Annotated in this window: 22 protein-coding genes, 1 pseudogene and 2 riboswitches; of the genes and pseudogenes, 9 read left to right on the top strand and 14 right to left on the bottom strand. The window is 47.0% G+C overall.

Features of this window, described 5'->3' with window-relative positions:
• Positions 1 to 491 precede the first annotated feature (491 nt).
• The 3 genes from MHI21_RS02300 (at position 492) to MHI21_RS02290 (ending at position 6070) form a co-directional block, all read left to right on the top strand.
• Entirely contained in the window at positions 492 to 1373 is an 882-nt protein-coding gene (locus tag MHI21_RS02300; protein WP_342419343.1) for an AraC family transcriptional regulator, read from the top strand.
• 50 nt (positions 1374 to 1423) lie between these two features.
• A riboswitch (cyclic di-GMP riboswitch) is annotated at positions 1424 to 1504 on the top strand.
• 224 nt (positions 1505 to 1728) lie between these two features.
• A complete protein-coding gene (locus MHI21_RS02295) occupies positions 1729 to 5295 on the top strand; it encodes a collagen binding domain-containing protein (RefSeq protein WP_342419342.1) in 3567 nt (1188 codons plus the stop codon).
• A gap of 109 nt (positions 5296 to 5404) precedes the next feature.
• Positions 5405 to 6070 carry a class D sortase gene (locus MHI21_RS02290; protein ID WP_342419341.1) on the top strand — a complete coding sequence of 222 codons (666 nt, stop codon included), beginning with the start codon at positions 5405 to 5407 and terminating at the stop codon, positions 6068 to 6070.
• 90 nt (positions 6071 to 6160) lie between these two features.
• On the opposite strand, the gene MHI21_RS02285 is transcribed toward MHI21_RS02290, so the two are convergent.
• Positions 6161 to 6628: a cupin domain-containing protein gene (locus MHI21_RS02285; RefSeq protein ID WP_013308442.1), complete on the bottom strand. Its 468-nt coding sequence runs from the start codon at positions 6626 to 6628 to the stop codon at positions 6161 to 6163.
• Between the two features lie 327 nt (positions 6629 to 6955).
• Here MHI21_RS02285 and MHI21_RS02280 point away from each other — a divergent pair, with 327 nt between their 5' ends.
• From MHI21_RS02280 to MHI21_RS02265, 4 genes are all read left to right on the top strand, one after another.
• Complete coding sequence (locus tag MHI21_RS02280; RefSeq protein ID WP_061831951.1) at positions 6956 to 7693, top strand: amino acid ABC transporter ATP-binding protein; 738 nt, start codon at positions 6956 to 6958, stop codon at positions 7691 to 7693.
• Between the two features lie 42 nt (positions 7694 to 7735).
• Positions 7736 to 8566, top strand: coding sequence for a transporter substrate-binding domain-containing protein (locus MHI21_RS02275; protein WP_165178776.1), 831 nt, complete (start codon positions 7736 to 7738; stop codon positions 8564 to 8566).
• Between the two features lie 71 nt (positions 8567 to 8637).
• Complete coding sequence (locus MHI21_RS02270; protein ID WP_165178775.1) at positions 8638 to 9297, top strand: amino acid ABC transporter permease; 660 nt, start codon at positions 8638 to 8640, stop codon at positions 9295 to 9297.
• A gap of 14 nt (positions 9298 to 9311) precedes the next feature.
• Entirely contained in the window at positions 9312 to 9962 is a 651-nt protein-coding gene (locus MHI21_RS02265; RefSeq protein ID WP_039270255.1) for an amino acid ABC transporter permease, read from the top strand.
• Between the two features lie 27 nt (positions 9963 to 9989).
• Here MHI21_RS02265 and MHI21_RS02260 read toward each other — a convergent pair whose 3' ends face one another.
• The 8 genes and pseudogenes from MHI21_RS02260 to MHI21_RS02225 all read right to left on the bottom strand — a co-directional run bounded on the left by MHI21_RS02260 (position 9990) and on the right by MHI21_RS02225 (position 18624).
• Positions 9990 to 10745 carry a LysR substrate-binding domain-containing protein gene (locus MHI21_RS02260; RefSeq protein ID WP_342420165.1) on the bottom strand — a complete coding sequence of 252 codons (756 nt, stop codon included), beginning with the start codon at positions 10743 to 10745 and terminating at the stop codon, positions 9990 to 9992.
• A 6-nt stretch (positions 10746 to 10751) separates the two neighbouring features.
• Positions 10752 to 10928 (bottom strand): annotated as a pseudogene (locus MHI21_RS02255) (LysR family transcriptional regulator); the annotation flags it as partial.
• Between the two features lie 63 nt (positions 10929 to 10991).
• Positions 10992 to 12812, bottom strand: coding sequence for an oligopeptide ABC transporter substrate-binding protein (gene opp4A / locus MHI21_RS02250; protein WP_341162466.1), 1821 nt, complete (start codon positions 12810 to 12812; stop codon positions 10992 to 10994).
• Between the two features lie 42 nt (positions 12813 to 12854).
• Positions 12855 to 13763, bottom strand: coding sequence for an ABC transporter permease (locus tag MHI21_RS02245; RefSeq protein WP_342419340.1), 909 nt, complete (start codon positions 13761 to 13763; stop codon positions 12855 to 12857).
• Between the two features lie 28 nt (positions 13764 to 13791).
• A complete protein-coding gene (gene opp4B / locus MHI21_RS02240) occupies positions 13792 to 14760 on the bottom strand; it encodes an oligopeptide ABC transporter permease (RefSeq protein WP_103046713.1) in 969 nt (322 codons plus the stop codon).
• Between the two features lie 13 nt (positions 14761 to 14773).
• Positions 14774 to 15700: an ATP-binding cassette domain-containing protein gene (locus tag MHI21_RS02235; protein ID WP_341162468.1), complete on the bottom strand. Its 927-nt coding sequence runs from the start codon at positions 15698 to 15700 to the stop codon at positions 14774 to 14776.
• Positions 15678 to 16709, bottom strand: coding sequence for an ABC transporter ATP-binding protein (locus MHI21_RS02230; protein ID WP_342419339.1), 1032 nt, complete (start codon positions 16707 to 16709; stop codon positions 15678 to 15680). The genes MHI21_RS02235 and MHI21_RS02230 overlap by 23 nt, the downstream gene beginning before the upstream one ends.
• Before the next feature lie 325 nt (positions 16710 to 17034).
• Positions 17035 to 18624 (bottom strand): DUF6359 domain-containing protein, encoded by a 1590-nt coding sequence (locus tag MHI21_RS02225; protein ID WP_342419338.1) that lies wholly within the window; start codon positions 18622 to 18624, stop codon positions 17035 to 17037.
• Between the two features lie 215 nt (positions 18625 to 18839).
• Positions 18840 to 18955, top strand: a riboswitch (glycine riboswitch).
• 211 nt (positions 18956 to 19166) lie between these two features.
• On the opposite strand from MHI21_RS02225, the gene sdaAB reads away from it, so the two are divergent.
• Positions 19167 to 19856: an L-serine ammonia-lyase, iron-sulfur-dependent subunit beta gene (sdaAB, locus tag MHI21_RS02220; RefSeq protein ID WP_061831949.1), complete on the top strand. Its 690-nt coding sequence runs from the start codon at positions 19167 to 19169 to the stop codon at positions 19854 to 19856.
• A complete protein-coding gene (gene sdaAA, locus MHI21_RS02215; protein ID WP_071639258.1) occupies positions 19846 to 20745 on the top strand; it encodes an L-serine ammonia-lyase, iron-sulfur-dependent, subunit alpha in 900 nt (299 codons plus the stop codon). The genes sdaAB and sdaAA overlap by 11 nt, the downstream gene beginning before the upstream one ends.
• A gap of 70 nt (positions 20746 to 20815) precedes the next feature.
• Here sdaAA and MHI21_RS02210 read toward each other — a convergent pair whose 3' ends face one another.
• The 5 genes from MHI21_RS02210 to MHI21_RS02190 form a co-directional block, all read right to left on the bottom strand.
• Positions 20816 to 23152 carry an Ig-like domain-containing protein gene (locus MHI21_RS02210; RefSeq protein WP_342419337.1) on the bottom strand — a complete coding sequence of 779 codons (2337 nt, stop codon included), beginning with the start codon at positions 23150 to 23152 and terminating at the stop codon, positions 20816 to 20818.
• A 217-nt stretch (positions 23153 to 23369) separates the two neighbouring features.
• Positions 23370 to 24530 carry a serine hydrolase domain-containing protein gene (locus MHI21_RS02205; protein ID WP_342419336.1) on the bottom strand — a complete coding sequence of 387 codons (1161 nt, stop codon included), beginning with the start codon at positions 24528 to 24530 and terminating at the stop codon, positions 23370 to 23372.
• A gap of 164 nt (positions 24531 to 24694) precedes the next feature.
• Positions 24695 to 25156: a hypothetical protein gene (locus MHI21_RS02200; RefSeq protein ID WP_061832095.1), complete on the bottom strand. Its 462-nt coding sequence runs from the start codon at positions 25154 to 25156 to the stop codon at positions 24695 to 24697.
• Positions 25157 to 25227: 71 nt separating this feature from the next.
• Entirely contained in the window at positions 25228 to 25452 is a 225-nt protein-coding gene (locus MHI21_RS02195) for a non-oxidative hydroxyarylic acid decarboxylases subunit D (RefSeq protein ID WP_342419335.1), read from the bottom strand.
• Between the two features lie 41 nt (positions 25453 to 25493).
• The gene (locus tag MHI21_RS02190; protein ID WP_341163737.1) at positions 25494 to 26912 is read right to left on the bottom strand and encodes a non-oxidative hydroxyarylic acid decarboxylases subunit C; all 1419 of its coding nucleotides are present in this window, start codon (positions 26910 to 26912) and stop codon (positions 25494 to 25496) included.
• Positions 26913 to 26918: the final 6 nt, after the last annotated feature.

Raw genomic sequence — 26918 nt, 5'->3', positions numbered from 1 at the left:
TGAAACGCGCAAGGGCACTTTTTGCGTAATTTTTTATGCATATATCTCTCTTTTTTACATTCATGTTTGTGAACAAAATCACAGCACTGGGCCCAAACTCTTATTTTCAATAATAAGCCTTACGAACCATTTTATCAGAACCAAGTCCCAATTTTTTTAAACCGAAAGGAGAAGTGAACAAGAAAGTTGAATGGGCATAAGATACCTTTTTTCAGTACCATTTTGGTATTGGACCTCAGAAAGGATTTGAATCCATGATAACCCCAGATTCTTTCAACAGCATTCGACTTTTTCATATGGATTACCAGGTTAAATATCCATAAAAAGTGTTACTCCCATAAAATTCAAACACATATTTTGCTATATAGACATATTTGATGTGATAAAATAAACTTTTATAAATAGGGAATCATGTTTAATCAGCCATTATATATTGGTAATTCAAACCAAGATATGCTAGATAAAATTGCTTTTTTGTAAAGGAATTGAATATGACAACAGACCAAAAAAACAACGTGGGCCTCTGGAATGGCGATCCGGTCGTAATTGTACGCACTCCCTCCGCTTTTGCCAAGCAATCCCTTTTATATATCCAGGAATTAGGCTACTTCCAAAAAACTTCTGCTTTTACGATGGAAAGGAAAGAACTTGCCTCTTTTTTGCTTGTCTTTACGTTGTCTGGTAAGGGAGAATTACTGTACCGGGGCAAGAAATATATCTTAAAACCTCAAGATTTGTTCTTTATTAATTGCGAGGAATATGTTCAATACAGCACCTCCGGTCATGAATCCTGGGAGTTTATCAGCCTGTACCTGTATGGCAATCTGATTGAAAATTTTTACGAACAATTTGCCAAGCATAATAAACCGGTCATTTCCATGCATAATCCGCATATTATATTGGATAAGCTCCATGCTCTGATTTGTGGGCAGTCTGACAGAAGTCTTTCCGCTGAGCTACTAACGTCCAGGCTCATTGGTGAAATACTAACGTGCATTTTGCAACATCCCTATGATCATCCGTGTGTGAATGCTGAAACCCTGAGTGAGGTACGTCGGGTACAGCAATATTTGGATCAGTCCTACTGTGAGCGAATAACACTGGACTCGCTGGCAGATATGTTTGAATTAAACAAGTTTAATCTGGCTAAAAATTTCAAAAAGCAGATCGGTTTCTCTCCGATTGATTATCTCATTAATGTCCGTATCACAGCCGCTCAAAGCTGGCTTAAAACCAGTGACATGTCCATTGTGGATATCGCAAGGTACGTAGGGATTCCCAATACGAGCCATTTTATTAACCTATTCAAGGAGCATGTAGGAGAAACACCTCATTCCTTCCGCAAAAAATGGGGGAACCGTTCAAAGTTGTAAATGAGAGGTTACATGAAATCAGTTTGATAGATGATAGACGCACAAGCTATTCAAGTTAATGGCAAAACTGTCGAAAGGCAGTGACGCAAAACTATAGGGCCTTCCTTTCCAGATGGCAGCCAGCTACCAGATGAACGAGCTTTTTATTATGTCTTTTTTACATAGATCCATCACAAATTGCTTTACCTCTCTCGAAGAAAGCCCTGATCGCTATGATCAGGGCTTTTTTTCTATTGGGATAGTCATGTCAGCCTAGCATGCTGAATATACTAATTTCGAACTAGGAGGAGGGAAGGAAAAAACATAACCGCCGAAGCATTGCCATATTACGATGAATAGGAGAATCACTTGGAGCATGAGAACAAAAATAAATGTAATGATCATTGCCTTATTGCTCATTGTCCAAAGCTTTTTCAGCGCAACGCTGGCTTACGCAGATGCTCCAGTCCCAGAACTGCCGCAGAGTGCTGTATCCGATCCTAACCATACCGTTACGGATGCTGTATATGTTGTCCCAAACCTTGAACCTCCTAGGGAGATTCCTTCAAACACGGTTCCCTTCGTTCAAGGAGCAACCAGTTCAAAGTCTCAACATGATGCAGCTCCGCAGAGCATATTAACGAAGTTGAGCCTGACCGACGAAGCAGGGCGTGTCATTGATGCGGTATATAGTCCAGACAGCCAATTCGACATCGGATCAGCCATCCAACTAGGCTATGAATGGGAGCTTCCTGACAATACCTATAAGTCAGGGGAAAGCTTCACCTTTCATTTACCAGAACAGTTTGTCATCTACACTGATATCTCATCTCCGTTAGTCACTACCGACGGAACCGTGGGATACTTCACAGTAGATCGTCAGGGCAAGGTGATCATGACCTTTAACCAATATGTAGAGAATCATTCCAATGTCAGCGGCAAACTGCAAATCAAAACCGAGTTTACGAAAGAAACGGTGAAAGGCAGTACAGAGATCATCATTGCGATTCCGATCAAAGGCGGGGTACAAACGGTCATCGTGAATGTAAAACCCCAGTCAGGGCCAACCCTAAGCAAACAAGGGAAAATAGCTGGCACCAATCAGATCGACTGGATCATTGATGTGAACAAACAGCTAAACACCGTAAAGCATGCCCTCATCACCGATCCAATTCCTTCAGGGCTGGAACTCAGAAGAGACTCTATTCGGCTCTATCATCTACAAGTCAATATCGACGGCTCGACCGTTGTTCGAGACCTAGTGAATGCAAGTGAATATGCCATTGAAGCAGATCAAGCCGGGACAGGGTTTGTGATTCGTTTTCAAGACGATAGCATTAACACGGCCTATCAGATTCAATATTCCACGCGTATTATTGGCGATGAAACTCGTTTCTCCAACACAGCAACGCTTTCAGGAGATACGATAGAGAACGTTGTTGCTACCGCTACTGTTCAGGTGGAACGTGGTGAATTTTTGTCCAAAAAGGTTGAAAAATATGATCATGCCACACAAACACTCTCGTGGGCCATAAGATATAACTTCAGCGAGACAAAAATTCCCGAAGCCAAAGCTCTTTTAATTGATCATTTCAATAAAACTCAAGAATTGCTGCCCGGTTCTTTGAAAGTATTTAAGAGAAACACACTGGAGGAACTCCCATCGTGGGCGTATACTGTCATCCCAGTTGATTATCCGGACCGCAACGGCTTCAAACTTCAATTCAACTTCGACGTAGATTCAGCCTATACCATCCGATACCAGACTCAAGCCAGAGGCCGTGTCTATGAAAATGAAAAAGTTACAAACATCATAACCTCAGATGGAACCCAGAAGATCGTATCGACGGAAATCATAAGCGGAGTTATGACTAAAATGTATGACACACCCAATTACAACACCAAAATCATACCTTGGGTGATTACCATCAATACAGACTTGTACATCATGAAAAATATTGTCATTCAGGATGTGTTTCCAAACGGGGGCTTGGCCTTGTTACCGGACACCCTGAAAATTCAAAGTGTTGACGGAACAACGGAGCTACGTGCACCCACGGATTATGAGCTGATTCCGCTATCACAGGACTATAAACAAGGATTTACGCTCATTTTTCATAAAGCCATTCAGAAGGCTTATACAATCAAGTATTCAACTACCTATAATAATGATTGGAAAACGGATACAACGAAGCCCGAGTTTCGTAATAAATCCCATATAGAATACCAGTTTGAAGACGGAGAAAGATCATCGCAAGAAGTGGAGTGCCCGATCTGGCCGGACTTTATGACACAACGAAACGGTGCCAAGCAAGGAAGCTATAATGCGACCTCCAAGCTCATTACCTGGGACATTAAAGCTAACTACAATCGCAAGATCCTGAATCACGCGGAAGTGAGAGACCCCTTGTTGCAAGGTCAGAAGTTACTGCCCGCCTCCGTAAAAGTATACGATATGACCTTGCTGGGATGGTGGGATGGCGTACAAAAAGGGGCTGAAATCCCAGCAGATCAATACACCATTATTCCTCCCTCCGAGCAAAATGGTAATGAATTGCGTATCCAGTTCAAAAATAAGATACAGACTCCCTACTGGATTACCTTTCAAACTTCATTGGAAGGAGAACTGATTGAAAAGGAAATCCATAATCAAGCCCTTCTACTAGATGGACAAAAAACTGTCTCCGAATGGACAGCGCAAGTCACGGTACCTCATGGCGGAGAATATGTATCTAAAGTCGGTACACAAAATGGAAATAAGATTGACTGGAGCATCCGCATCAATGAAGGACAGTCCCATGTATCCAACGCTAAAATTATAGATCAGCCTAGCAGCAATCAAATCTTAATTGAGGATTCCTTTCATTTGTACTCTACAATCATCGCTGCCAACGGAAATACCACCAAGGGCACCGAGTTGATTAGAAATCAAGATTACAAGCTGTATATCAAGACAGATGCTCAAGGCCAGCAAACTTTTGAACTTACTTTTGCTAAGGATATTTCCACTGCTTTTATACTTGAATACCAATCGTTCATTCATGCTGAAGACAAAGCCAAGGTGAGTAATAAGGTTGCCTTTGAGGGGGATCGCTTGACGACAGAACTGCGGGAAACCAGCCAGGAAATCATCGTACGAACGTCTTCCGGCTCCGGTTCTGGCGGGGGTGTGACCGAAAGTCTTGAGCTGACCAAGGTAGATCAGGATATGCCTGACAAGGTACTGCCTGGCGCACAGTTTGCGCTCTATGATAAAGGTCAAAAAAGAGCCCCTCTCATTCAGACCACCAATCAGGAAGGCAAAATCATCTTTTCTTCCTTGCTTCATGACGACTACATCTTGGAAGAATTGGCAGCACCGGAGGGCTATAAAATTACCGAGGGCAAGCTCGAGATCAAAATAGACGCAACACTGCGACAAAGCTCTGGCGTAAAGAGGGTTGTGATCACCAATCGTAAAGAAAAGAAAAACGACCCTGAACCACCTGTAGACCCGGGAACTCCAACAGACCCCACGAATCCCTCAGGACCAGGAACGCCTACTCATCCAAACCCCTCCCCCCCGTCTGGAGGCTCAGGTAAAAAACATGACAAAGATCCGGAAATACCCAATATTCCGTCTATAATCGTCCCTCCGTCATTGCCAAAGTCTCCGGAGGACATAGTCTCTCCGCAGGAGGAACCTGCGCCTATACCGCTGAAGCCGGAACTGCCAGCCGTCATGCCTCATCAAGATCCTCCTCCGGTGGATTCGAAAGACGATCCCGAACCTAAGATCCGTCTCAAGGTTCCGGGGAAAGAACCTGAAGAGCCGGAGGATACACCTGCGGTACATCAATTACCCCAAACAGGTGAAAGCAGCCCCGTTCCGTTCTATTTGACAGGCATAGCGATGGTTATATGGGGCGTATTTTTGAAATTTAGACGGACAAACAAAAAATAAAATTAATCACCTGCCCCATTCCCGGCTCATTCCCGATTGGAATGAGCCGGGAATGGGGCATTTTTTAAAAAAGTATGTATAATCCGTACTTTGCTTAGGGGAGGCGAGATTGCTGCGTCTGCGTAAACTTTCCTACGTATTTATTGTGTTAGGCTTACTTTTTATTTTGTTTCCTAAAGCGACGGAATGGAATGAGGATCAGGAACAAAGCAAGCTATTAAAAGCAGCCGAGCTACCATCAGGAAAAAGCGATGCGCTTAGAACCGCCAGTCTTACAGACAGCTATGCTAGCTTGTCCACTCGTCTTACGAAAGTTCCGGTTAGTGAAGCACGACAAAATACTTCCCCACCTCCTGCTCCCATGGCAAGCGCTAATGAACAAACTCCCATAGCCACTATTAGTATAAGTCGTATTGCTTTAAAGCTCCCTGTATTGGAAGGCGCAACGAGGATAAATATGAGACACGCGGCTGTACATATGCCGGAAACGGGGACGCTGGGACAAGTGGGGAATGCCGCCATTGCTGCTCATCGAGCCCGTACCTCTGGACGTTTATTTAATCGTCTAAATGAATTGAAGATTGGGGATAAGATTGTTGTCAACACTCGGGGTAACCAATATGTATATAGCGTTTATAGCCTGAAGGTGGTTGATCCTACGGACGTGTCTGTTCTAAAAAGCTTCAAAAAACAAAAGCTGCTCACGCTGATTACATGTGACCCTCTCGTCAACCCCACCCATCGTCTCATTGTTCAGGCCAAACTAAGCACCTAAAGCCATTTTAAAGTACCTATTTCTATGAGTAAAAATAAATCAGGCGGGCCATTCCTGTTCATTACAGAAATACACCCGCCAATGCTCACATCATGATTCAGTTGGATTCTTGGCAATCAGCTTGAAATCATCAAAGTGGAATCCTGGTGCAACCACACAGGTTACCAGCACGGGCTCATCCCCAAGCGGACGTGCCGTTTGCCATACTGCTCCTGGGACGAGTGCTTGTGGATGCTGTCCTGCCTCCACATCCGCACCGACGATAATCACAGTTTCTTCACCAGGCTCTTCTCCGCTTCCACCCAATTTCAACTCTACAGGGCTTCCGCTATGATATAACCACAGCTCATCAGAATGGACCACATGCCACTCGGAGAACTCGCCCGGATGTAGCAAGAAATACGTAGACGAAGCTGCAAAGCGCGGACCGGAATACACATCCGGCAGTACAGGCTTCGGAATTTGGAAATGGGCCTTCCACATCTCTTTGTACCAGCCGCCTTCTGGATGGGGCTCCATGCCCAATGCCGTTACTAGCGGTGAAATAGCTTTCGTCATTGTCTAACCTTCCTTTACCCTAAATTCCTTCTTCCCTACTGTAAAACATAGCGTTGCTTTTGTCACGTTTCTCCCTTGGCATGTCGAACGCTATTATTCCATGTAAAATTAAATAACATTAAATTGTGAATATTCATTTAATTTTATCATATAAATAGCAGTTAACAAGCAAAAGGACATACCAAAATATAATACACGTAAAGTTTTATGACATAAAATCTTGTTTTTTATTGTAAGCTTATAGTATCATGAGAGAAATTTTGAAATTCTAATAGAGCTTGATCATGTCAATCCGTCTACTAAGCTATGTATCCAAGCCTAAAAGGGGTGAGCTCTCTGATCCAGTTTCGCAATGTCAACAAGCATTACGGTCACTTCCATGTACTCAAAGACATCAATCTTCAAATTAAGGAGGGCGAGGTCGTCGTAATCATCGGTCCCTCCGGCTCGGGTAAAAGCACCCTGCTTCGCTGCATCAATCGTCTGGAAACGATATCGGATGGGGAGCTGATCGTTAACGAGGTCCCTGTACATGACAAAAAGATTGATATTAATGCCTTCCGCCGCAACATCGGGATGGTGTTCCAACATTTCAATCTGTATCCACACAAAAAGGTGATTGAAAACATTGTACTGGCACCTATGAAGGTACTGGGCATCTCGAAAGAAGAAGCTACTCAAACAGCCATCACCTATCTAAAGCGCGTCGGAATCGAAGAAAAGGCACAAAGCTACCCCGCCCAATTGTCCGGTGGACAGCAGCAGCGGGTCGCGATCGCCCGTGGGCTCGCGATGAATCCAAAAATTATGTTGTTCGACGAGCCTACTTCAGCACTTGATCCCGAAACGATCGGAGAGGTACTGGATGTTATGCGCTCGCTCGCCCATCAGGGCATCACAATGGTCATTGTCACTCATGAAATGGGCTTTGCACGTGAAGTAGCAGACCGCGTGATTTTTATGGACAAAGGACAGATTTTGGAAGACAGCCAACCTGCCGAATTTTTTCAGAATCCGGGTGAAGAACGGGCTCGCCTGTTCCTGAGCCGTCTGATTCATCATTAAACAGACTACCAATGTAGCGTAAATCGAAAGGGGAATGTTCTGATGAGAAAAAGATTTCAATGGAGTACTTTGGTGCTGGTAGCTTTATCTTGTCTGCTCGTCTTGGCAGGCTGTGGAGGCAAAGAAGGAGCGGCAACGTCGGGGAATGAGCCGGCAGCAGCCAACGGGCTGGAAGCGATCAAACAGCGTGGCAAACTGGTCGTTGGTGTGAAATACGATACCAAGCTGTTCGGACTGAAAGACCCGGCTAGCGGAAAAGTAGAAGGCTTTGATATCGACATCGCTAAGGCTGTAGCCAAACATATTTTTGGCGATGAAACCAAACTTGAACTAAAAGAGGTCACGTCCAAAACACGAATCACCTTATTGCAAAATGGGGACATTGACGCCATTATCGCGACGATGACCATTTCGGATGAACGTAAAAAGCAGGTTGATTTCAGCGACGTTTATTTTAACGCCGGGCAATCTCTGCTCGTGAAAAAGGGGAGCCCCATCACCGGGCTGGAGTCTCTGACCCCAAAAACCAAGGTGCTCGCCGTGAAAGGCTCTACCTCCGCCAAAAATATCCGTGAAAAAGCACCTGAAGCAACGATATTGGAATTCGAAAACTATCAGGATGCTTTCAACGCCCTCAAAGCAGGTAAAGGAGAAGCCTTGACTACGGATAACTCTATTCTGCTCGGCATGCAGCAGCAAGACCCGAATTATACTCTTGTAGGCGGGAACTTCACAGAGGAACCTTACGGCATTGCAGTGAAGAAGGGACAACCCGAACTGCTGCAAGCCATTAATGATACGCTCAAGGAACTGAAAAGCAACGGTGAATACGATAAGCTCCACGAGCAATGGCTTGGGGTTAAACCCGAATAGTATTCTTGTGAAGGAGCCGCGATTGCGAGCTCCTTCCTTTCTTAGGTCTGGATAAGGAGGTAAATTCGCAGATGCTTACTTTTGATATCAACGTACTTTTTGATCATAGCGACCGTTTCAGAGAAGGCTTGCTTCATACCGTTCAAGCTAGTGTCATTGCCTTGGTTGGAAGCTTTATTCTGGGGGCTATTATTGCCATCCTCCGAATTGCGCCTTTTAAATGGCTGAACTGGATCGGTACCGTCTATGTAGAGGTCATCCGCAATATCCCATTGCTGATCGTCGTACTGTTTTTTTATCTCGGGCTTCCCACTTTGGGCATCCCTTTGGACGGATTCGTATCTGGAACGCTTGGATTGACCGTATACACAGCCTCCTTTATTGCTGAAGCCATACGTGCCGGCATTCAATCTGTGCCCAAGGGGCAATTTGAAGCGGCAAGGTCCTCCGGGTTGAGTTACAACCAGACGATGATCAGCATTATTTTACCGCAAGCCATCAAAATTGTACTGCCTGCGATCGGCAACCAATTCATTAATCTGGTCAAAAACTCTTCCGTGCTGGCTATTGTGGCCGGACTGGACCTAATGTATTACTCGGACCTCATTAACTCGGATACCTTCCTGCCCATCACAGTCTACGCCATCACGGCGCTGTTGTATCTTATCTTGACGGTTCCGCTTAGCTTTCTTGTACTATATATGGAACGGCGTCTGTCCAAAACATCCTAAGGAGGGAAGCCCGTATGGATTTCGGTGGATTGTTTGTATGGCCTAATGTGCGTTTTATACTGGAGGGCTTCCTGCTCACGCTGGAGGTTGCTATTTATTCTATCGTGTTCAGCTTCGTTCTCGGTATCTTATTCGGCATCCTGCGCTATACTCGCTTACCTGTCATTTCACAGGTTGCAGCCTTTATCATTGATCTCATTCGCAATCTTCCATTATTGCTCATTATTTTCTTCATCGGTATGGTTTTACCATCCATCGGATTGTCGATTTCCCTCAAGTGGGCAGCCATTACAGGCCTGTCGATCTTCGAGGGAGCCATGATCGCCGAGATTGTGCGCAGCGGTCTGAATTCGGTCCATAAAGGACAGGTGGAAGCCGCACGTTCCTCCGGTCTAAGCTACTCTCAAACCTTATGGCATATCATTCTGCCCCAAGCGCTTCGTCGCATGGTGCCCCCGATTGTCAGCCAGTTCATTTCCCTATTCAAGGATACCTCACTGGCTGTCATTATCAGTTTGCCGGAGCTGACGCATAACATTCAGATTGTCGGTGGGCAAAATCAATCCTTTGTCATTCCAGCCCTGCTGTTCGCAGCTTTCCTGTACTTTGCTGTCAATTACAGTATGTCACTGATTGCACGCAGGCTGGAAGTTCGTACACATTAAAGTTCGTGATACTCATCAGCGTTGCCACTAGTTGGAACGCACTGTTAGTACAGCTTGTATCTTTTCAATTAATCGCTTCAATGCTTCTCCCTGATAACGGCCAGACCGATAAATCAACTCTAGCTGACCCTGGAGCACGCCGCACAAAATAGGTACAGTGCAAAATTGTGAGCGATCCAATTCTGCCGCAAGGGACTCCGTCTGTAGGGTTACGGCAAGTCCCTCCTGCACCCAGCGCAGGATTGAAGGTATGGAATTTGTCTCCAAGACGGTTGCAAAGGGATACCCGCGATCCCGGAAGCACTTCTCAATCAGCTTCCTGCCGGGATGACACTCTGGCTGCATCGCCCACGATACATGCCTCAATTCGTCCAGCGTAATGGAAGAACGGTTGGAAAACACATGCTCTACCGGAACAACAAGACAGTAGTTCTCCGTACGAAGAGGAAGCTGGACAAGCCTTTCATCCGTACCCGAATGCAGCGTAATGCCAACATCCATTCGGTTATCCAGCAGCTGTTCTGTTACATCAAATGATGGATGGATGTGCAGGCTGACTCTAGGAAATGACTGATGAAAATGGATAAGCATTTCTTGCAATGGTTCCTCCAGCTCCGATAATGCAATACCAATCCGCAAACTCCCGCGTTGCTCGGTACGCAACTCCTCAATGGAAGCCTTTGCTTGCTGTAAATCCTTGAGCGCATGTTCACTGTGTTGCAGCAACAATTTCCCGGCATCTGTCATTTTAATTTTCTTGCCTGCACGGTCAAAAAGCGTCATGCCCAATTCCTCTTCCAACGCCTTAATTTGCAAGCTAAGCGTGGGTTGGGAGATTCCGATCTTTTCCGAAGCTTTCGTAAAATGTAGTTCCTCGCATACGGCAATGAAGTATTGAAGCTGACGTATTTCCGTCTTCCTTCTCTCCCTTCGAGAATCCCCAGAATGATTGCATGAAAAGGTCAAAAGAAGCGCAAAATCGGATCCATCCGGTTCGCGCTTCTTCTTCAGGTTATTGCGCTTTTTAGATTATTGGGCTACTTCGGCTTTTTCCGCAGTCAACGTAATATTCGCAAACGTGTCTGCATCATACTCCTTGCCACGAGTAATATCGTAATTGGCTACCCGATTATTCACTGCCTCTAACGAGTAACGGAATAACGTAGGTACGATGGGTGCCTCCTCGCTCATATACGCCTGCCACTGATTGTATATATCTTTACGATAATTGTCGTCAAAGGCTTTCACAGACACCCCTTCCTGCAACAGCTTATCATTCTCTTCACTGGTAAAGCGCGAGTAGTTAAAGCTGGCTCCGCGTCCATACAGCCCACTAGGGTTTACATCTGTACCTGTACTCCATGCGCCGCCAAAAATATCAATGCCGGGGTCATCCTTTTGCACACGGTCATAGAAAGAATTGAACTCAAGCAGACGACCGTCCACCAGCTCGACATGAAGTCCGACATCCTTCCAATTTTGCAAATAAAACTTCGCCAGCGATTCGGCTGTCGCATCCCCGCTCATTGCTGCATAATGGAGTACCAGTTCCTTGCCCTTAGGGTCCTCACGGTATCCATCTCCATTGGTATCCACATATCCTGCCTCGTCCAGCAGCTTTTTCGCCTTGTCTGGATCATACGCAATGCCCTTCGCATTCACATCATGATATCCCTTAAAGGCAGGCGGGATCAGGGATGTCGCAGGAGTCCGAAGCCCATGATAGAGCTGCTTGCCGACCTGCTCATTATTCAGCGCATAGCCAAGGGCCTGACGCAATGACTTGTTCGCCAGCTTGGCGTTCGGGTCCATGATATTTAGACTCTTGGCCTGATCGAATTTGCCCATCTTAAAGCCTACATAGCTATAAGATAATTCCTCCTGACCGAGAAACTGTACATTTTTCGGATTGCTGGCCTCATTGTAACGGGTGGTTGGATAGCTGGCCCAGTCGACTTCTCCACTTTTCAGCGCCTCGGTAATGACATTCGGGTTCACCACCTTCAGATGAAGGCCATCTAACTTGGGCGCACCGCGGAAATAATCTTCATTTTTGACGAATTCCACAGATTCACCTGTGACCATAGATTTAATTTTGAATGGCCCATAGCCAATCGGATTTTTACGAACAGGATCAGATCCGGCCATATCTTTCACGGGAATATTCTGAAATACCTTTTTCTCCAGTGGTGTAGACCACAGTCCCGATTTCACCGAAGGATTAGGTTCCTTGAAATGAATGGTAACCTCTTTCTCATTCAGCACCTTGATGCCAGAAATGGTTTTGGCCTTACCCGCGTGATAATCCTCCATGCCCACAATGTTGGTCATAAAGCTATCATAACGCGGACCTTCGTAGTCTTTATGACCAATCACTTCATAGGAAAAAGCATAGTCCTCTGCCGTTACGGGATTACCATCCGTCCAGTTCAGCTTGGGATCAATTTTGACAGTCACAGCCTTATTGTCTGGGGAAAAGGAAATCGTCGCCGCCCCTTTATCGTCAATATTTAGATTGGAGTCAATCGAAAACATAGAAGGGTAGAAAAACTGGAAGACTTCAAAATCAGGATTGCCATCATAAAATACAGGATTCAGAATACCTTCAAAAGGGGTATCAGACACGAGTGCATAATTGATGATGCCACCCTTAATCGGCGCCTTATCGTTCTTGATCGCCTTCGCCAGCGCTGTCGCATTCACCTGCTTGCTGTCGGACCCTGAGCCGCCTGTACCGTCAGACGATTTCCCTCCATTTGAAGCGGAAGGCGAACCGCTGCATGCGGCCAGTGAAAGCACCAAAATTGCAGATAGAACAGGCAGAATCCCTTTTTTCCAGCGTTTAACCATTGTAAATCCCTCCTTGTTATTGTCCTTATCCTTGAACTTCGGTTAACCCAATCGTTGTCTGGCATCCGTGGCGCGTTTGAGCGCCTGACCAATAAAGTTAATCGCCAGCATTAACACCAAAATAAGCAGTGATGCAGGCAACCACATCCACCAGCTATTCTGCAAAACATCCGGGTCATTGGCATAACTCACCAGTGTACCCAAGCTTGGAGTAGATTCCGGTAAGCCAAAGCCGAGATAAGAAAGCCCGGTCTCAATCCCGATATTTCCCGCGAGGCTGAGGGTCAGGTTGACGATCACGACCGAGCTAAGATTGGGCAGCACGCCAAACCAGATGATTTTCCAATTGGGTGTGCCAAGGGTTTTGGAAGCCTGCACATAATCCAGTTCGCGCTCCGACAACACCTTGGCTCGAATCAGACGTGCTTTCCCAATCCATAAAAAGGCAGTCATAATGAAAATAAAGGACCCTATGCCGCTTTTGGGTACAATGCTGACAAATACGATGACCAGCATCAAAAACGGAAGCACCAGAATAAAATCAATGATTCGCATGATGATGTTATCGACCAGTCCCCCATAAAAACCAGCCAGCAAACCTAACGTTAAGCCAATAGCCGCGGATAACAATGTAATCGTAAAGCCGATGGTGAAGGAATTGCGGGCTCCAATGACCAGCTGACCGAAAATATCCCTGCCCGCTCGATCTGTCCCCAGCCAATGCACTGAGCCTGGAGCTTCACGGATCGCGCCCAAATCGACCGTCGTGACTACATCCTGATTTACAAACAGGACAGAGGCATATATAAAGATCAAGAACAGAATTACAAAACCAATGGAAACCAAGGACATTTTGTCACGCACCAGCTCACGACGCAGTACAGACCAACTGGATGGTGATTTATGAATGATTTCCGGCGTGAAGACCTCCTCCACCTGTATAGACACCATAATCCCTCCCTTTCTCTAGACTTGTTCGCTATTCAATTCGAATGCGGGGATCGACTTTGCTTAGGATGACATCAGATAAAAGAGTTCCTAATAGCGCCAAGAAGCCAGAGATCATGACCAGCGCGTTCACGACTGAAAAATCCCGTTGAGTGATGGACTGGAGAAATAATTGGCCCAACCCCGGATAACCGAAAATAGATTCAAGAAAAATATTGCCTGCAATTACTCCCGTCAGGTCATAGCCCAAAAAGGCAGCAATCGGCAATAGAGAGTTTTTGAAAATATGGCGGGAATAAATTTTACCTTCGGGTACCCCTTTGGAACGCGCTGTTTTCACAAAATCCTTCAGTCTTGTGTCAATGACCTCATTGCGCAAATACTGAATCGTAGCCGTTGTACTGAGCAATGCGCCTGTAACCGCCGGTAAAATGAGATGATACGACTTGTTCACGTAATATGCCCATGTCCCCGGCTCCACGCCTACATCCACACTGCCGCTGGTTGGAAACCAGCCGAGCCTGAATCCGAATACGTACAGCAGCAACAACGCGAGTATAAATAGAGGTGTCGCAAAGCTGAGATAGGTATAGCCCACTACGGTTTTGTCCAGCAGACTATGCTGATAACGACCGCTGAGTACGCCGAGCGGAATAGCGATCAGATACGTCAGAACCAGAATTACTACGCCCAGAAAGAACGTGTTCCCCAGACGGCTGCCAATCAGATCGGTAACGCTAATTTTATGTACATAAGATTTGCCCAGATCCCCGTGAGCAAGCTGGACGAGCCAGTTCCCATACTGCACCCACACCGGGTCATTCAGTCCCAGTCTTTGTCGCTGTTCTTCCAGTGCGGCCGGATTCAGATTGGGTGTCGAGGTAATAAGTCCTGTCAGGGCATCCCCCGGCATAGCCTTAGCTAGGAAAAATATAAGCACGCTCAGTGCAAAAAGTTGAGGGATCATAACCAGCAGCCGACGCAGTGTAAATTTCCACATATTCCGTACCCCCTTATGGTAGCGCGACTTGATGGGATGGACTTACTGATTTTAGTGCAAACGGCTTTCCACTCACGTCTAGATGTTTGGGCAGCTCTGTTTTGTAGGAGGATAAAAGCATTCGCCTTTTTTGGGCATTTTCCAGTCGTTTTGTAGGATCGATATTGGGTATGGTTGCAATGAGGCGCTGGGTATACAGATGCTGTGGACGCTCATAAATGTCTTGCTCGCTCCCCTGCTCCACTAGACGTCCCCGGTACATAATACCGATTTGGTCACACATATGGCGGATAATACCTAGGTCATGACTAATGAACAAATACGTTAAATTAAACTCCCGCTGCACATCCTTCATAAAATTAAGCACCTGTGCCTGCACGGAAACGTCCAGCGCCGACACCGGCTCATCTGCAATGATCAGCTTGGGGTTTAATGTAAGCGCACGCGCGATCCCGATCCGTTGCCGCTGCCCCCCGGAAAATTCATGCGGATATTTGTAGGCTGCATCGGCATTCAAGCCGACCTTTTCCAGCAACGTCTGTACTTTCCTTCGTTCTTCCTCACTGCTCAGCCTTTCAAAATTTCGCAGCGGTTCAGCAATGACATCTAATACGCGCTTACGCGGGTTGAGCGAAGAGTATGGGTCCTGAAAAATCATCTGAATATCTCTACGCAGTGGATGGCGATTGTTACGGCTCAGAGCTGCAAGGTCCTTTCCTTTAAACAGAATCTGTCCGCTCGTCAGCTTATTTAGACCGATGATCGTCCTGCCTGTCGTCGTTTTTCCACAACCGGATTCTCCCACCAGCCCGTATGTCTGGCCTGCCTCAATGCTGATCGACACGCCATCCACTGCTTTCACCTGATCGATAACACGCTGGAAGAAACCACCGCGCACCGGATAGTGGACCCTCAGATCATTTAACTCCAGTAGTGCCATGAGCAGCCTCCCCCTTTGCCTCGTCTTCAAAATGAAAATGCTGATAACATGTACAACGGACCCAATGTCCAGGGGAAATTTCATTTAGTTGGGGATGGTCTTCATGCACTCTCTGCTGAATCCAGGGAATACGCGGAGCAAAGCGGCAGCTATTGCGGGGGATATCTTGTAATGAGGGAACAATACCGCCGATGACATGCAGTGATTCCCCCTTGGTATGCGATCCCGGCATAGAAGCAAGCAAAGAACGCGTATACGGATGCTGTGGATGCCTGAATAATTCAAAAACATCAGCGCTCTCCACGATTTCTCCGGCATACATGACCACCACGCGGTCGGCTACTTCTGCCACAACACCAAGATCGTGCGTAATCAGGATAATTCCGCTCTCAGTCTCCTGTTGAAGCTGTTTGAGCAAGTCGAGAATTTGCGATTGGATCGTTACATCGAGCGCAGTCGTCGGCTCATCTGCAATAATAAGAGAAGGTCGGCAAGCTATGGCAATCGCGATCATCACACGCTGCCGCATCCCTCCTGACAGTTCATGCGGATACTGATCATACACACGCACAGGATTCGGTATATCTACACTTTCCAGCAGCTCCAGCACACGTTCCCTTTTTTGCTTCATAGATAGTGACGTATGATAATCAAGATTTTCCTCAATCTGCTTGCCAATGCTCATCAACGGGTTGAGTGCTGTCAGCGGATCCTGAAAAATCATGCCAATGCCCGCTCCGCGGATTTTATTCATTTGCCCTGAAGAAAGACGGTTCAGGTCCGTGCCTTTAAAAAGGACCTCTCCCTCTACACGTGTGCGTTCCATGTCATGCAGTTGCGGGATAGAAAGCGCCAGTGCGCTTTTGCCACAGCCAGATTCTCCGACTACAGCCAGCACTTCATTGGGGTTGACCGTCAGATCCAGATGGTCGACTGCGGGGTGATATTGATCCTTGATGCGAAAAGAGACGGATAATCCTTTAATTTCCAACACGGGTTCGGTATTCAATGCGCGCTTCCTCCATTCTCCATGGTCTTGTCCCGCTTATTCTCACCATGTTTGATGTTTAAAACCTCTCATGAACATTACATACCGTTTTTGTCGGAATAATTTGAATACATCCTATCACCAGTATATGGATATATCAATTAAGATTATGCTATCAACATCATTTAAAAAATCAATGATCCAGCAGTAGCGCGGCCTTTCTGGCACAAAATGTAATGAAATAACCAACCACAGGTTAATTTTCATCACAAAAAAAGTCGCCTGATCCCTCTACAGGGATCAAACGACTAACTAGCACCAGCTCACATTGAGCTCCTCACGATAATTACGAAGCCGCTCCATAGGAGCCAGACTTGAACGTTCTAGGATCATACCATTTGTAGCCTGCTGCTGGAGCAGACCAAGGCTCAGCCTGCGGTTCCGTGGAAGCCGCAGGCTCCTCGAATGGCAGAAGCTTCGTTGGTTGATCCAGAGTCAAACCTGCCACATCAGACAATTTCGTGTAGTCCTGCTTCCATGCAAGCCATTGGACCGTTTGCACCAGAAAGGTGGAATCATCCACTTCCTCGAAACCATCATATGTCTTCTTCGACTGTCCGTTTTCCTCACGCACATATTTCGGTGTAGCATCTTCTACAGGGGAAGAATCACCGATGAACGCTGCCTTGCCTTGACCTACCTTGGAGATAGCGGCATAAGGCCCTTCTGCACGGCCCCCGCCATTATAAACTCCCTGGTCTACAGCATTCCCCCATTTTTTCGTGCCTGAAGGGATATAAGCAATGCCTTTAGCCTTGGTAGGATCAATAATAGCCAGCGTAGATCCTGCATGCATTGCAATCGAGCGCACACCCTTGGTAATACCGAAAGATTGATCTGCGGCTACAATGTCAGTAGCATTCACGTCACCAAGCGCATTATAACGGAAACGAACACCAAAGTTGGTCGCCAGCCAATCGGAGCTTGTTAATCCTTGCATCGCCGGTGATGCTGCTTCTTCTGCAGTCATGCCTTTGGCCGGATTAGTATAGGCTCCACGACGGTAGCCATTCATAACTTCGGAGGAATCCCAACGGTTTTTGTTACGGTCCGCATTATAATGATCGGAGATGAAGAAGACGCTCCCCCCGTTATTCACGTATTGCAGCAGAGCAGCCTGCTCGTATGCCTTAAAGGCAACATTCGCTTCACCAATAATGAACACATCATATTGGCGCAGCTTATCATATGTTATGGCCTGCTCTCCATAAGTAAAAGGAATGGGACGATTCAATTGGTCTACCGTAAAGCCTACATTACGCAGTCCATTGGCAAAGTCGGAGAAGGCGCCTTCAATGACCCAATCTGCTGCTCCAGCGGTCTGTGCGTGCGTATTATCGAACAGCACCTTTTTGCCTTTTCCATCCGGCAATGTAGTACCGGGTTGACCCGGGTTGCCAGGTTCACCTGGTTCCCCTGGCTCGCTTCCGCTCACCAGTTCAACAGCGCTTGGACTTTTCACTCCACCAAAATTATTGTAGGCGCCGAGTGTACCCGTCACACGAATTTTGCTGCCGATCAGCTCAGGATGGCCTGACAGCCCAAATTGCCCTCTGTACGCTGAAGTCAGCTGTACATCCAATAGATTAGACGTATTACGTTCATTTGCCTGATCGGCAATCAGTACGTTAAAATCATTCGCGAACGGAGAAGAAAAGTTAGCCGTTTTCGATCCGGTAGCATGTCCGACGATGTAGCCTTCCACCGTCACCGTACCTCCACTGCTTTGGCCCTGAAGTGCTTCGGCTACTGTCAATGCTCCCTCTGCCTTGACCTGACCGAATGGAACGAAGATCCCGATCAGCAGTGATACGATTGCTGCTAGATGCAGCATCCCTTTTAAGCGTGAACCTGTGAACCGCAAGCCTTTTACCATACGTCAATATCCCTCCTATGTTTTCCATAAATGTACTTGTCCTTTATCAGATTAGCCGCCAATCTTCTAATTCCTTCCTGATTTCATCCATAATTATGTAAATTTTAATCTTTTTTATTGGAAACGCACCTGTTTATGTAAAAATTGAACCCTGTGATTGACACCGAGCACGGCATACATTACCCTAAGGAAGACATGTAGAACGGTATACGCGAATGAAGATGACGGGAGAGTCTGTCCAGGGAGCCTATACTCTGGCGGCACCGAAGGAGCAAGACGCCAGCACCCGGCTGGCGGATAATCTCTCAGGTCCATGTATCGTCATCTGACGCAACTCTGGAGAGAGCGCAAGCCACCCAAGGGGTAAGGCGGTAAGAACACCGCACGAAACTCTCAGGTAACGAGGACAGAGATAAGGGAAACTTCCTTATCCTGTCCTTTTTTGTGCTCACATTGTGCGTCAGCATTAGGAACCGTCATAACCGCGCAAAGACGCGGAAATACCATATAGTATGGTATTAGAACATACAGGGGGTCACACCATGCGTTTCAAAGATGTATTTTCTATTATCGGCCCGGCCATGACCGGACCTTCCAGTTCACACACCGCAGGCGCAGTGCGACTCGCACGCGTTGCCCGGCACTGGCTCGGAGAGCAGCCTGACCGTGCCCGCATGACATTATACGGTTCCTTTGCCGATACGTATAAAGGACACGGTACAGATCTGGCGCTCATCGCAGGACTGCTTAATTACGATACGGACGATCACCGGATTCCCGATGCCGAGCAATGGGCCGAACAAGCCGGGATGGCCGTGGAATTCGCCGTCAGCGGACTCCCCGCCCCTCATCCGAACACTGTCCGTTTCGAGCTGTGGAAGGGCGAGGATCAGCGTACACTGTTGGGCTCCTCCATCGGCGGCGGCAGCATCCATGTCCAGCAACTGAACGAATTCCGGGTCAATCTGACCGGGGAGCTGCCTACGCTGGTGCTTCTCCACTCGGATAAGCCCGGTACATTGGGCGCGATAACTTCAGCGCTGGGCGCGGCTCACATTAACATTGCCTATATGCACGTAGATCGCAAGGGCCGGGATGGTGAAGCACTCACCGCCATTGAAACGGACAGTTCTGCTCCAGCTGAACTAATTGCGGAACTGCGTTCTTTACCTCATATGTATGAAATTAAGATGATTAATTTGAAAAAAGGAGCTGAATCCGATGCGGTTTAGCCATCTGCATGAGATCAGCGCTTTATGCGCTGAAGAATCCACCACGATTGGCCGCTTGATGATTCAAGAGCAGGTGCAAGAAACGAATACAACGGAGGAAGAAATCTTTCGTCAAATGTCTGATTATTATGAAGTCATGAAGGAAGCCGTTCATCGCGGACAGACACAAGACACCGTATCCCGCAGTGGATTGACGGGCGGTGACGGCAAGCGCCTAGCCGAGTATCTGCGGGCAGGGGAAACCTGCTCCGGCGATGCCTCCGCGCTCGCCATGGCTTATGCCCTCTCCGTGTCGGAGGTTAATGCATCCATGGGTCGCATTGTCGCCACGCCCACTGCAGGGTCATGTGGGGTTATCCCAGGTGTTTTCATCAGTGCGCAGGAGCGGTTCGGATGGGATGATGAGCATATGGTGAACGGCCTGTTCGCCGCTGGGGCCATTGGCTACGTGATCGCCAACAACTCCTTCATTTCTGGCGCGGAAGGAGGCTGTCAGGCTGAGATTGGCTCAGCTATCGGGATGGCCGCTGGCGCTATGGTCGAGCTGCGCGGTGGTACGCCTGAACAGGCTGTTCACGCCGTGGGCCTCGCTCTTAAGAACACGCTCGGCCTGATTTGCGACCCCGTCGCCGGACTCGTGGAGATTCCGTGCATCGTGCGCAACGGGCTGGGAGCCGTGACTGCGCTTGCCGCAGCGGACATGGCTTTGGCGGGTGTGCGCAGCGCTATTCCGTCTGACGAAGTCATTGACGTCATGCTTGAAGTCGGCAGTGCGATGCCGTCGAAGCACCGCGAGACCGCCAAAGGCGGGTTGGCCCAGACGCCGACTGGCAAGCGTTTGACCGAATCACTTACACGCAACACACCGACCAAGAAAGATAAGTCATAATTTATATGCGGTGCCTCCTTAAAATAAAAGAGCAAGCCTATCGTCCTTGGACGTATGCTTGCTCTCTTTTTTACTGAACGGTTACCTGTACCTTCGTCATTTTACCTGCATATTTCACAGTAATTACAGCTTTACCCTTGCCCTGTGCCTTAATGTTACCGTCTTTGACGGTCGCAACAATAATTCTGGACGAGGACCAGACAGCCGGTTTGGAAACATCCTTCTCCGACTCATCCTTATACGTGGCTGTAGCCGTAACCTTAGCCAGCTGTCCTGCCTTCAAATTCAATGCGACTTCGTCTGTTTGCAGGTATTTAAGCGTATCAACATCCACGGGTACACTAATTACCTTCCCGCCAAACTTCGCCTGAATATTAGCTTTACCGTAGCTAACCGCAGTAACCTGACCCTTTTTAACAGTGGCTACCTTATAATTAGACGTTTTCCATTCAGCTTGGGCCGTAACGTCCTTTTCTTTACCATCACTCGATTTAACCACAATCGCGATGGTTTTTTGATCTCCAGATTTGAGCGATAGCGCGATTGCATCCGCTTCAATCTTTTGCGCTACGTCCACTTCTACCGTAAACGTAATGTTTTGCTTGCCATATGAAGCAGTCACAGTTGCCTTACCGCTACCATTCGCTTTGATCAAACCTTCGCTAACCTCAACCACTTTTACATTGCTAGTTGTCCAGGTGGCGTCCTTAGTTACATCTGTTTTTGTACCGCCACTCTTAACTCCTGTTACTTTCAGTTGCTTCGTTTCCTGAGCACCAAGCGCAATTACACGCGAGTCTGTTTCCAGACGGTCTACAAGGCCTACTTGCACGTTAATCGTCAGTTTTTTGCCATTATAGGTCGCTGTAATAACCGCTTTACCAGCGGATTTACCCGTAATCGTTCCTTTGGACACAGAGGCAATATCTTCTGCGCTTGAAGTCCATTCTGCATCCTGTGTTACATCTTCTTTACGTCCATCCGCATAAGTAGCCGTCAAAGTTGCAGTATAGTCCTCATCAATATCAATCGTTGCCGTTTTGGAGGACAGAGACAGATCACCGGGTACATTTACGGATACCGTAGCTGTAACTGTTTTGCCACCATAAGAAGCGGTGATCGTAGCCTCACCTGTTTTATAACCCGTGACTTCTCCCGCACTGACAAAAGCGATGTCTTCATTGCTGGACTTCCACTCTGCCTTACTTGTGATATCTTCTTCCGTACCTGTTACATACGTTGCGGTCAGCTTGAGCTTTTTGGATTCCTTGGCATTCAGGCTCAGCTTGTCCTCACTCAAATCCAGATATCTGGAGGTTTCGACATCTGTCTTGATCGAAACGGTCTTATCTCCATACTTAGCGGTCACCGTAGCCGAACCCGCTCCAATCGCCATAATCGTTCCCTTATTCACAGTCGCAATTTTATCATCGCTTGATGTCCAAGTAGCTTTATCTGTGATATCCGTTACCGTCCCATCCGGATAAACGGCAGAAACTTGTACTTTCTTAGATTCATCCAGACGCAGAAAAATATTGGATTCGCTGGCTTTCAGCTTATTCGTTTGATCAACATCTACCGAAATCGTAGCGGACATCGTGCCATATTTACCTGTAATTGTCGCCTTTCCCGCACTATAGCCGGTAATAGTGCCTTTCAGTACATCCGCCACGGCTGCATTACTGGAGTTCCACTCAGCGGACTCTGTCACGTCCTGTACCGATCCATCCGGGAACGTCGCTGAAAGCTTAACCTTCTCAGTATCCTTCAACAAAAGAGAAACCTCTGATGAACTGACATCGAGACGTTTAACCTGCTCCACCTGCACAGCAATGGTTACGGTCTGTTGACCATATACGGCCTTAATATTGGCTGTACCTGCTCCCTGAGCAGTAACCAATCCGTTAACTACTGTGGCTACCTTTTGATTATCGGAGGTCCAGGTAGCATCACCCGAAACCTGAGCTGTTGTATTATCACTGTATGTCGCTGTCAGATCAACCTGTCCTGTACCGCTTGAACGCAAGTTCAGGCTTTGTACACTGGATGTCAGCGCCTTAACCTTTTTCGTTACATGTACCTGAACCGATTGCACCTTCTCTTTATAGGTCGCAACCACGGTGGCTTCCCCTTCACCCTTGGCCGAAACTGTACCATTATACACAGTAGCAATAGCTGTATTATCACTTTTCCAATCCGTGCTTACGGTTACATTCGAGGTTGTCCCATCACTAAAAACAGCAGTAGCCGTCAACGCAGCCGTATCTCCCTGCTGCAAAGTTACCTCGTTAGAGGAAAGGACAATCTTGGAAAGCACCGCATCCGCAGCAGATGCAAATCCTGCATATGATGTAAAACTTGAAATCAGGATGACCAACGCCAGAAAACCGGACCATCTATTCTTCAAAATCTAATTCCCTCCCATTTCAAAACTTAAATTAAGGATTTCGCAAAATCCTTACACCTACGTTTTATGTCGTCATATGGAAAAGAATAGTTTAGGCTTCGAAGGAAATTTGGTCCTTATTAACTAGATCATTTTCTGAGAAAGATTAGACATTACAATTTGTGTAGCTTCAGAGCCATAGTGAAGAGTTCCCCCCAACAGATCCACAAGCTCGCATTTACAAACAGCTATAAGCTGCTGCGCGAACTCTCAAATGATGGTACTCTTCCATATTGGGATCGAGCTGATGCATATAAACGACGGAGAACTGTTCGCTCGGATCTATAGAAACCCAGGTGCTTGCCATTCCCGTCCAGCCAAATTCTCCAATCGAGCTGTTTGCATGCCCAGCCGCTTTATCCATTAACGTGCGCACACCAAGTCCATAGCCATAACCTGTATGGTATGAATTGGTGAAATCCGATAGTTGAGCTGTATTCAGATGATTTGTACGCATTAAATCAATGGTTTTTCTACCCAATAAGTTCACACCGTTTACCGTGCCGCCATTTGACATCATTTGTGAAAATGTGAGGTAATCTTTGACTGTCGAATATAAACCTGCGCCTCCGCCTTCATATATAGCATCTGGCTGATGATATTCATCCAAGAAACCCTCTATTTTCTCAAGTTTTCCGGCGTCTGTCCGTTGATACATGGAGGCCATCCGCGATTCAATATCTCCACGATAACGGTAACCTGTATTGTTCATTCCAAGTGGATCAAAGATTTCATCCTTTAGGAATTGCCCTAATGATTTACCTGAAATCACTTCAATAAGACCTGCAACCAGGTCATGTCCATATCCATATAACCAGCGTGTTCCCGGCTCAAATGAAAGTGGAATATCAGAAAGCGCTTTAATTTCTGTGCGCAGATCATATTTCCCCTGCTTTTCCTTTAACGTTCTAAGGACCTTTTGCATAGCCCGTCCTGTCTCTGAAGACTCGGAAGCATAGGGAAGACCCACACTCATATTGAATATATGCTTAATTAAAATGGGATTCTCCGCCTTATCGACGTAGGTGTATCCGTTAGGAGCGGTTTTGAATACATGCGCATTACGATATTCGGGGAAATATTCATACAAAGGCTCATTCAACAAAAATTGCCCACGTTCGTACAGCATAAGTGCAGCCGCACAGACAACAACCTTTGTCATGGAAAACAAGCGATACACTGTATCCTCAGTGATTGGTTTTCGGGCTTCCAGATCAGCATATCCATGATACCCTTCATACAACACTTGACCATTCTGGGCAATGGCACAACCGCAACCTGCCGGTCCATTTGCTACGAAATGTTTCAATAGCTGATCTACCTTGTCAAAACGAGACATATTCATCCCTCCTATTTTTCCTTCAAAAGAAACAGGCTTCCCCTCGCGCTCTAATTTCCTGTTCCAACAAGCTCAGCGCGATCCCTTGTAAGCGCTTATTCCCCGCATTTATTTTAACGGTAAACTTGGTAAATACATAGATTATTTGTCATAATCAGATGGCATTACATTAACAGCTCAGCCACCGTTTCCTTCCAACGATGGATCACCGATTCCGGTTCCTTGAGACGGACCGTGACACCTGTCAAGATATCCGCATATTGGGCCGAATCTTCTCTGGCTGCAAAAACATGAGCCGCAAATCGCTCACGTACATGCTTGGCTCCGGGCAAAGCAGGCAGATGTTCCAGCGACAACCGCACATAATGCGCCTTCCCTCCGGTGAACACCGCAAGCGTCGCCTTCCCAGTACGGATCATGTTGCCTGTCGTGGTCGTACCCGGCCATAGTGCCAGACGCAAATTCCCCTCGTCCAGCGCTACAACCTCGCCCACACTAATCATCGCTATGTGCGGCCACTGATCTTCCGTGACCGTCAGCAGCATCATTGCTTCATGCTGCTTGTCCTTCAGCTCCTTACCGTCCAACAGCGTAAACAGTTCCTTACCGATCCTTGGTGTCTGCATGAAGTATATTCCCCTTTACTTTTGGCCTATAACTTCAAAGTACCATAATTTACGGCTACTTACGAACGACCCTATATCCGCTCTGGAATAAGAGGAACATGAGCAGCATTCGGAATATCTTGGGGGTTTACCTTGAATGCCGATTTATACTTTGCTGGATCAGTAATGCTATCCGGTTCTGAGGTCCGCCATGTGAACAGGCATACAGGGCACAACAAAACCTCCCAGGCGCCTTTAACTGGCGAGCGGGTAACAACTTCTGAACGATTAGATTCACAACGGGGACAAATATGCATCTGTCAGCACTCCTTTAATCTTTCTTTATTTTTAAACATATTTAGCGAAGCATTTGGCTCAACTTTTTCTCCCATTCCGCTACACCCAGCGGGGAATCGAGCGACTGCGAGTAATGTCCTCTAATATCCGGTGCTACAGGTGTCGTCGCATCCAATATCATTTTGTGCGTCATACCTGCCGGATCAGAGCCGGGGTCAAGCGGTAAAATAGACAAGCCAGGAACAATGACAGCATCATGCTTTGGATGAAGCTTGGTGGATAAAGCCCACATGACCTGCGGCAGATTGAACGGATCGACCTCCTCATCCACCACAATCACGAGCTTGCAATACCCCAATCCATGCGGAGTCGTTAACGCACGCATCCCCACAGCCTTTGCAAAGCCGCCATACCGGGTTTTCGTGGAAATAATAGCGACCAGCCCATGCGTATACATGGCATTAACAGCCACGATTTCATTAGGAAAAGCATCCTTAAGCTGCTGAAACAACGGTACACTTGTATTCACACCGATCATATAATCCGTTTCCGTCCAAGGCATCCCGATGTACAGATGCTCAAAGATAGGCTGTTTGCGGTGATATACACGATTAATCTGAATGACTGGCATCGCGCGGCCGCCGGAATAGTGACCTGTGAATTCACCGAATGGACCTTCATACTCACGTTCACCTGCTAACACTTCGCCTTCCAAAATGACCTCGGCTCCCCAAGGCAGATCCAGATCTGCCTCCTTCGCTTTGACCACACGATAAGGCTCACCCTGAATGGCGCCCGCCATCTCATATTCGGATTGATCGTACAGCAACGGCGTAGAAGCAGCCGTTGTAATCACAGGCTCACATCCGAGGGCAATAGCCACCTTCAGATTTTCGCCGCGCTCCTCAGCCTGACGGATATGGATCGCAATATCATGCTGTGGTACAGGCTGAATGCCCAAACGGTTCTTGCCTTTCACCTGCATCCGGTACAAGCCGACATTTTGCTTACCGTAGGTGTCCGGGTCATCCAGATCGCGTGAAACTAGAATTGCTTTATCCAGATAAAACCCTCCGTCCCCCTGATTCAAACGAAACAACGGCAAAATATCAAACAAATTAATATCCTCTGTAATCTCGACTTCATGAAAGGGTGCGGTTTCTTCCCGCTTCACGGGCACCGGAAATTGTTCATAGCGTCTGGCAAATTCAAAAAACTGCTCCTTGAGCGGCGTGTTTTTGGGCATTCCCATCATGAGGGCATGATTGGGCCAGGAGCCCATCACATTCATTGCAATACGAGCATCCGTATATCCATAGATGTTGTTGAAAAAGAGAGCAGGTGTCTTATCTCCAAGATTGTTTAATGCTCTGTTAGCTGCTGCGAGGTCCGGCTCCGGCTTTACCTCATCGCTGATCGTGAGTAATTGTCCCTCCTTTTCCAAGGTGTGTAGAAAATCGCGAAAGTCTTTATAGGCCATCATTCA

The sequence above is a fragment of the Paenibacillus sp. FSL H8-0168 genome (assembly GCF_038592955.1).
GTDB lineage: Bacteria > Bacillota > Bacilli > Paenibacillales > Paenibacillaceae > Paenibacillus > Paenibacillus polymyxa_B.
This window is presented reverse-complemented; position numbering and strand designations above follow the sequence as displayed.

What these genes read in the sequence shown, in the direction of transcription:
- MHI21_RS02300 (WP_342419343.1), top strand. Translation starts at nt 492, where the DNA reads ATGACAACAGACCAAAAAAACAACGTGGGCCTCTGGAATGGCGATCCG.
- MHI21_RS02295 (WP_342419342.1), top strand. Translation starts at nt 1,729, where the DNA reads ATGAGAACAAAAATAAATGTAATGATCATTGCCTTATTGCTCATTGTC.
- MHI21_RS02285 (WP_013308442.1), bottom strand. Translation starts at nt 6,628, where the DNA reads ATGACGAAAGCTATTTCACCGCTAGTAACGGCATTGGGCATGGAGCCC.
- MHI21_RS02275 (WP_165178776.1), top strand. Translation starts at nt 7,736, where the DNA reads ATGAGAAAAAGATTTCAATGGAGTACTTTGGTGCTGGTAGCTTTATCT.
- MHI21_RS02270 (WP_165178775.1), top strand. Translation starts at nt 8,638, where the DNA reads ATGCTTACTTTTGATATCAACGTACTTTTTGATCATAGCGACCGTTTC.
- MHI21_RS02265 (WP_039270255.1), top strand. Translation starts at nt 9,312, where the DNA reads ATGGATTTCGGTGGATTGTTTGTATGGCCTAATGTGCGTTTTATACTG.
- MHI21_RS02260 (WP_342420165.1), bottom strand. Translation starts at nt 10,745, where the DNA reads ATGACGCTTTTTGACCGTGCAGGCAAGAAAATTAAAATGACAGATGCC.
- opp4A (WP_341162466.1), bottom strand. Translation starts at nt 12,812, where the DNA reads ATGGTTAAACGCTGGAAAAAAGGGATTCTGCCTGTTCTATCTGCAATT.
- MHI21_RS02245 (WP_342419340.1), bottom strand. Translation starts at nt 13,763, where the DNA reads ATGGTGTCTATACAGGTGGAGGAGGTCTTCACGCCGGAAATCATTCAT.
- opp4B (WP_103046713.1), bottom strand. Translation starts at nt 14,760, where the DNA reads ATGTGGAAATTTACACTGCGTCGGCTGCTGGTTATGATCCCTCAACTT.
- MHI21_RS02235 (WP_341162468.1), bottom strand. Translation starts at nt 15,700, where the DNA reads ATGGCACTACTGGAGTTAAATGATCTGAGGGTCCACTATCCGGTGCGC.
- MHI21_RS02225 (WP_342419338.1), bottom strand. Translation starts at nt 18,624, where the DNA reads ATGGTAAAAGGCTTGCGGTTCACAGGTTCACGCTTAAAAGGGATGCTG.
- sdaAB (WP_061831949.1), top strand. Translation starts at nt 19,167, where the DNA reads ATGCGTTTCAAAGATGTATTTTCTATTATCGGCCCGGCCATGACCGGA.
- sdaAA (WP_071639258.1), top strand. Translation starts at nt 19,846, where the DNA reads ATGCGGTTTAGCCATCTGCATGAGATCAGCGCTTTATGCGCTGAAGAA.
- MHI21_RS02205 (WP_342419336.1), bottom strand. Translation starts at nt 24,530, where the DNA reads ATGTCTCGTTTTGACAAGGTAGATCAGCTATTGAAACATTTCGTAGCA.
- MHI21_RS02200 (WP_061832095.1), bottom strand. Translation starts at nt 25,156, where the DNA reads ATGCAGACACCAAGGATCGGTAAGGAACTGTTTACGCTGTTGGACGGT.
- MHI21_RS02195 (WP_342419335.1), bottom strand. Translation starts at nt 25,452, where the DNA reads ATGCATATTTGTCCCCGTTGTGAATCTAATCGTTCAGAAGTTGTTACC.
- MHI21_RS02190 (WP_341163737.1), bottom strand. Translation starts at nt 26,912, where the DNA reads ATGGCCTATAAAGACTTTCGCGATTTTCTACACACCTTGGAAAAGGAG.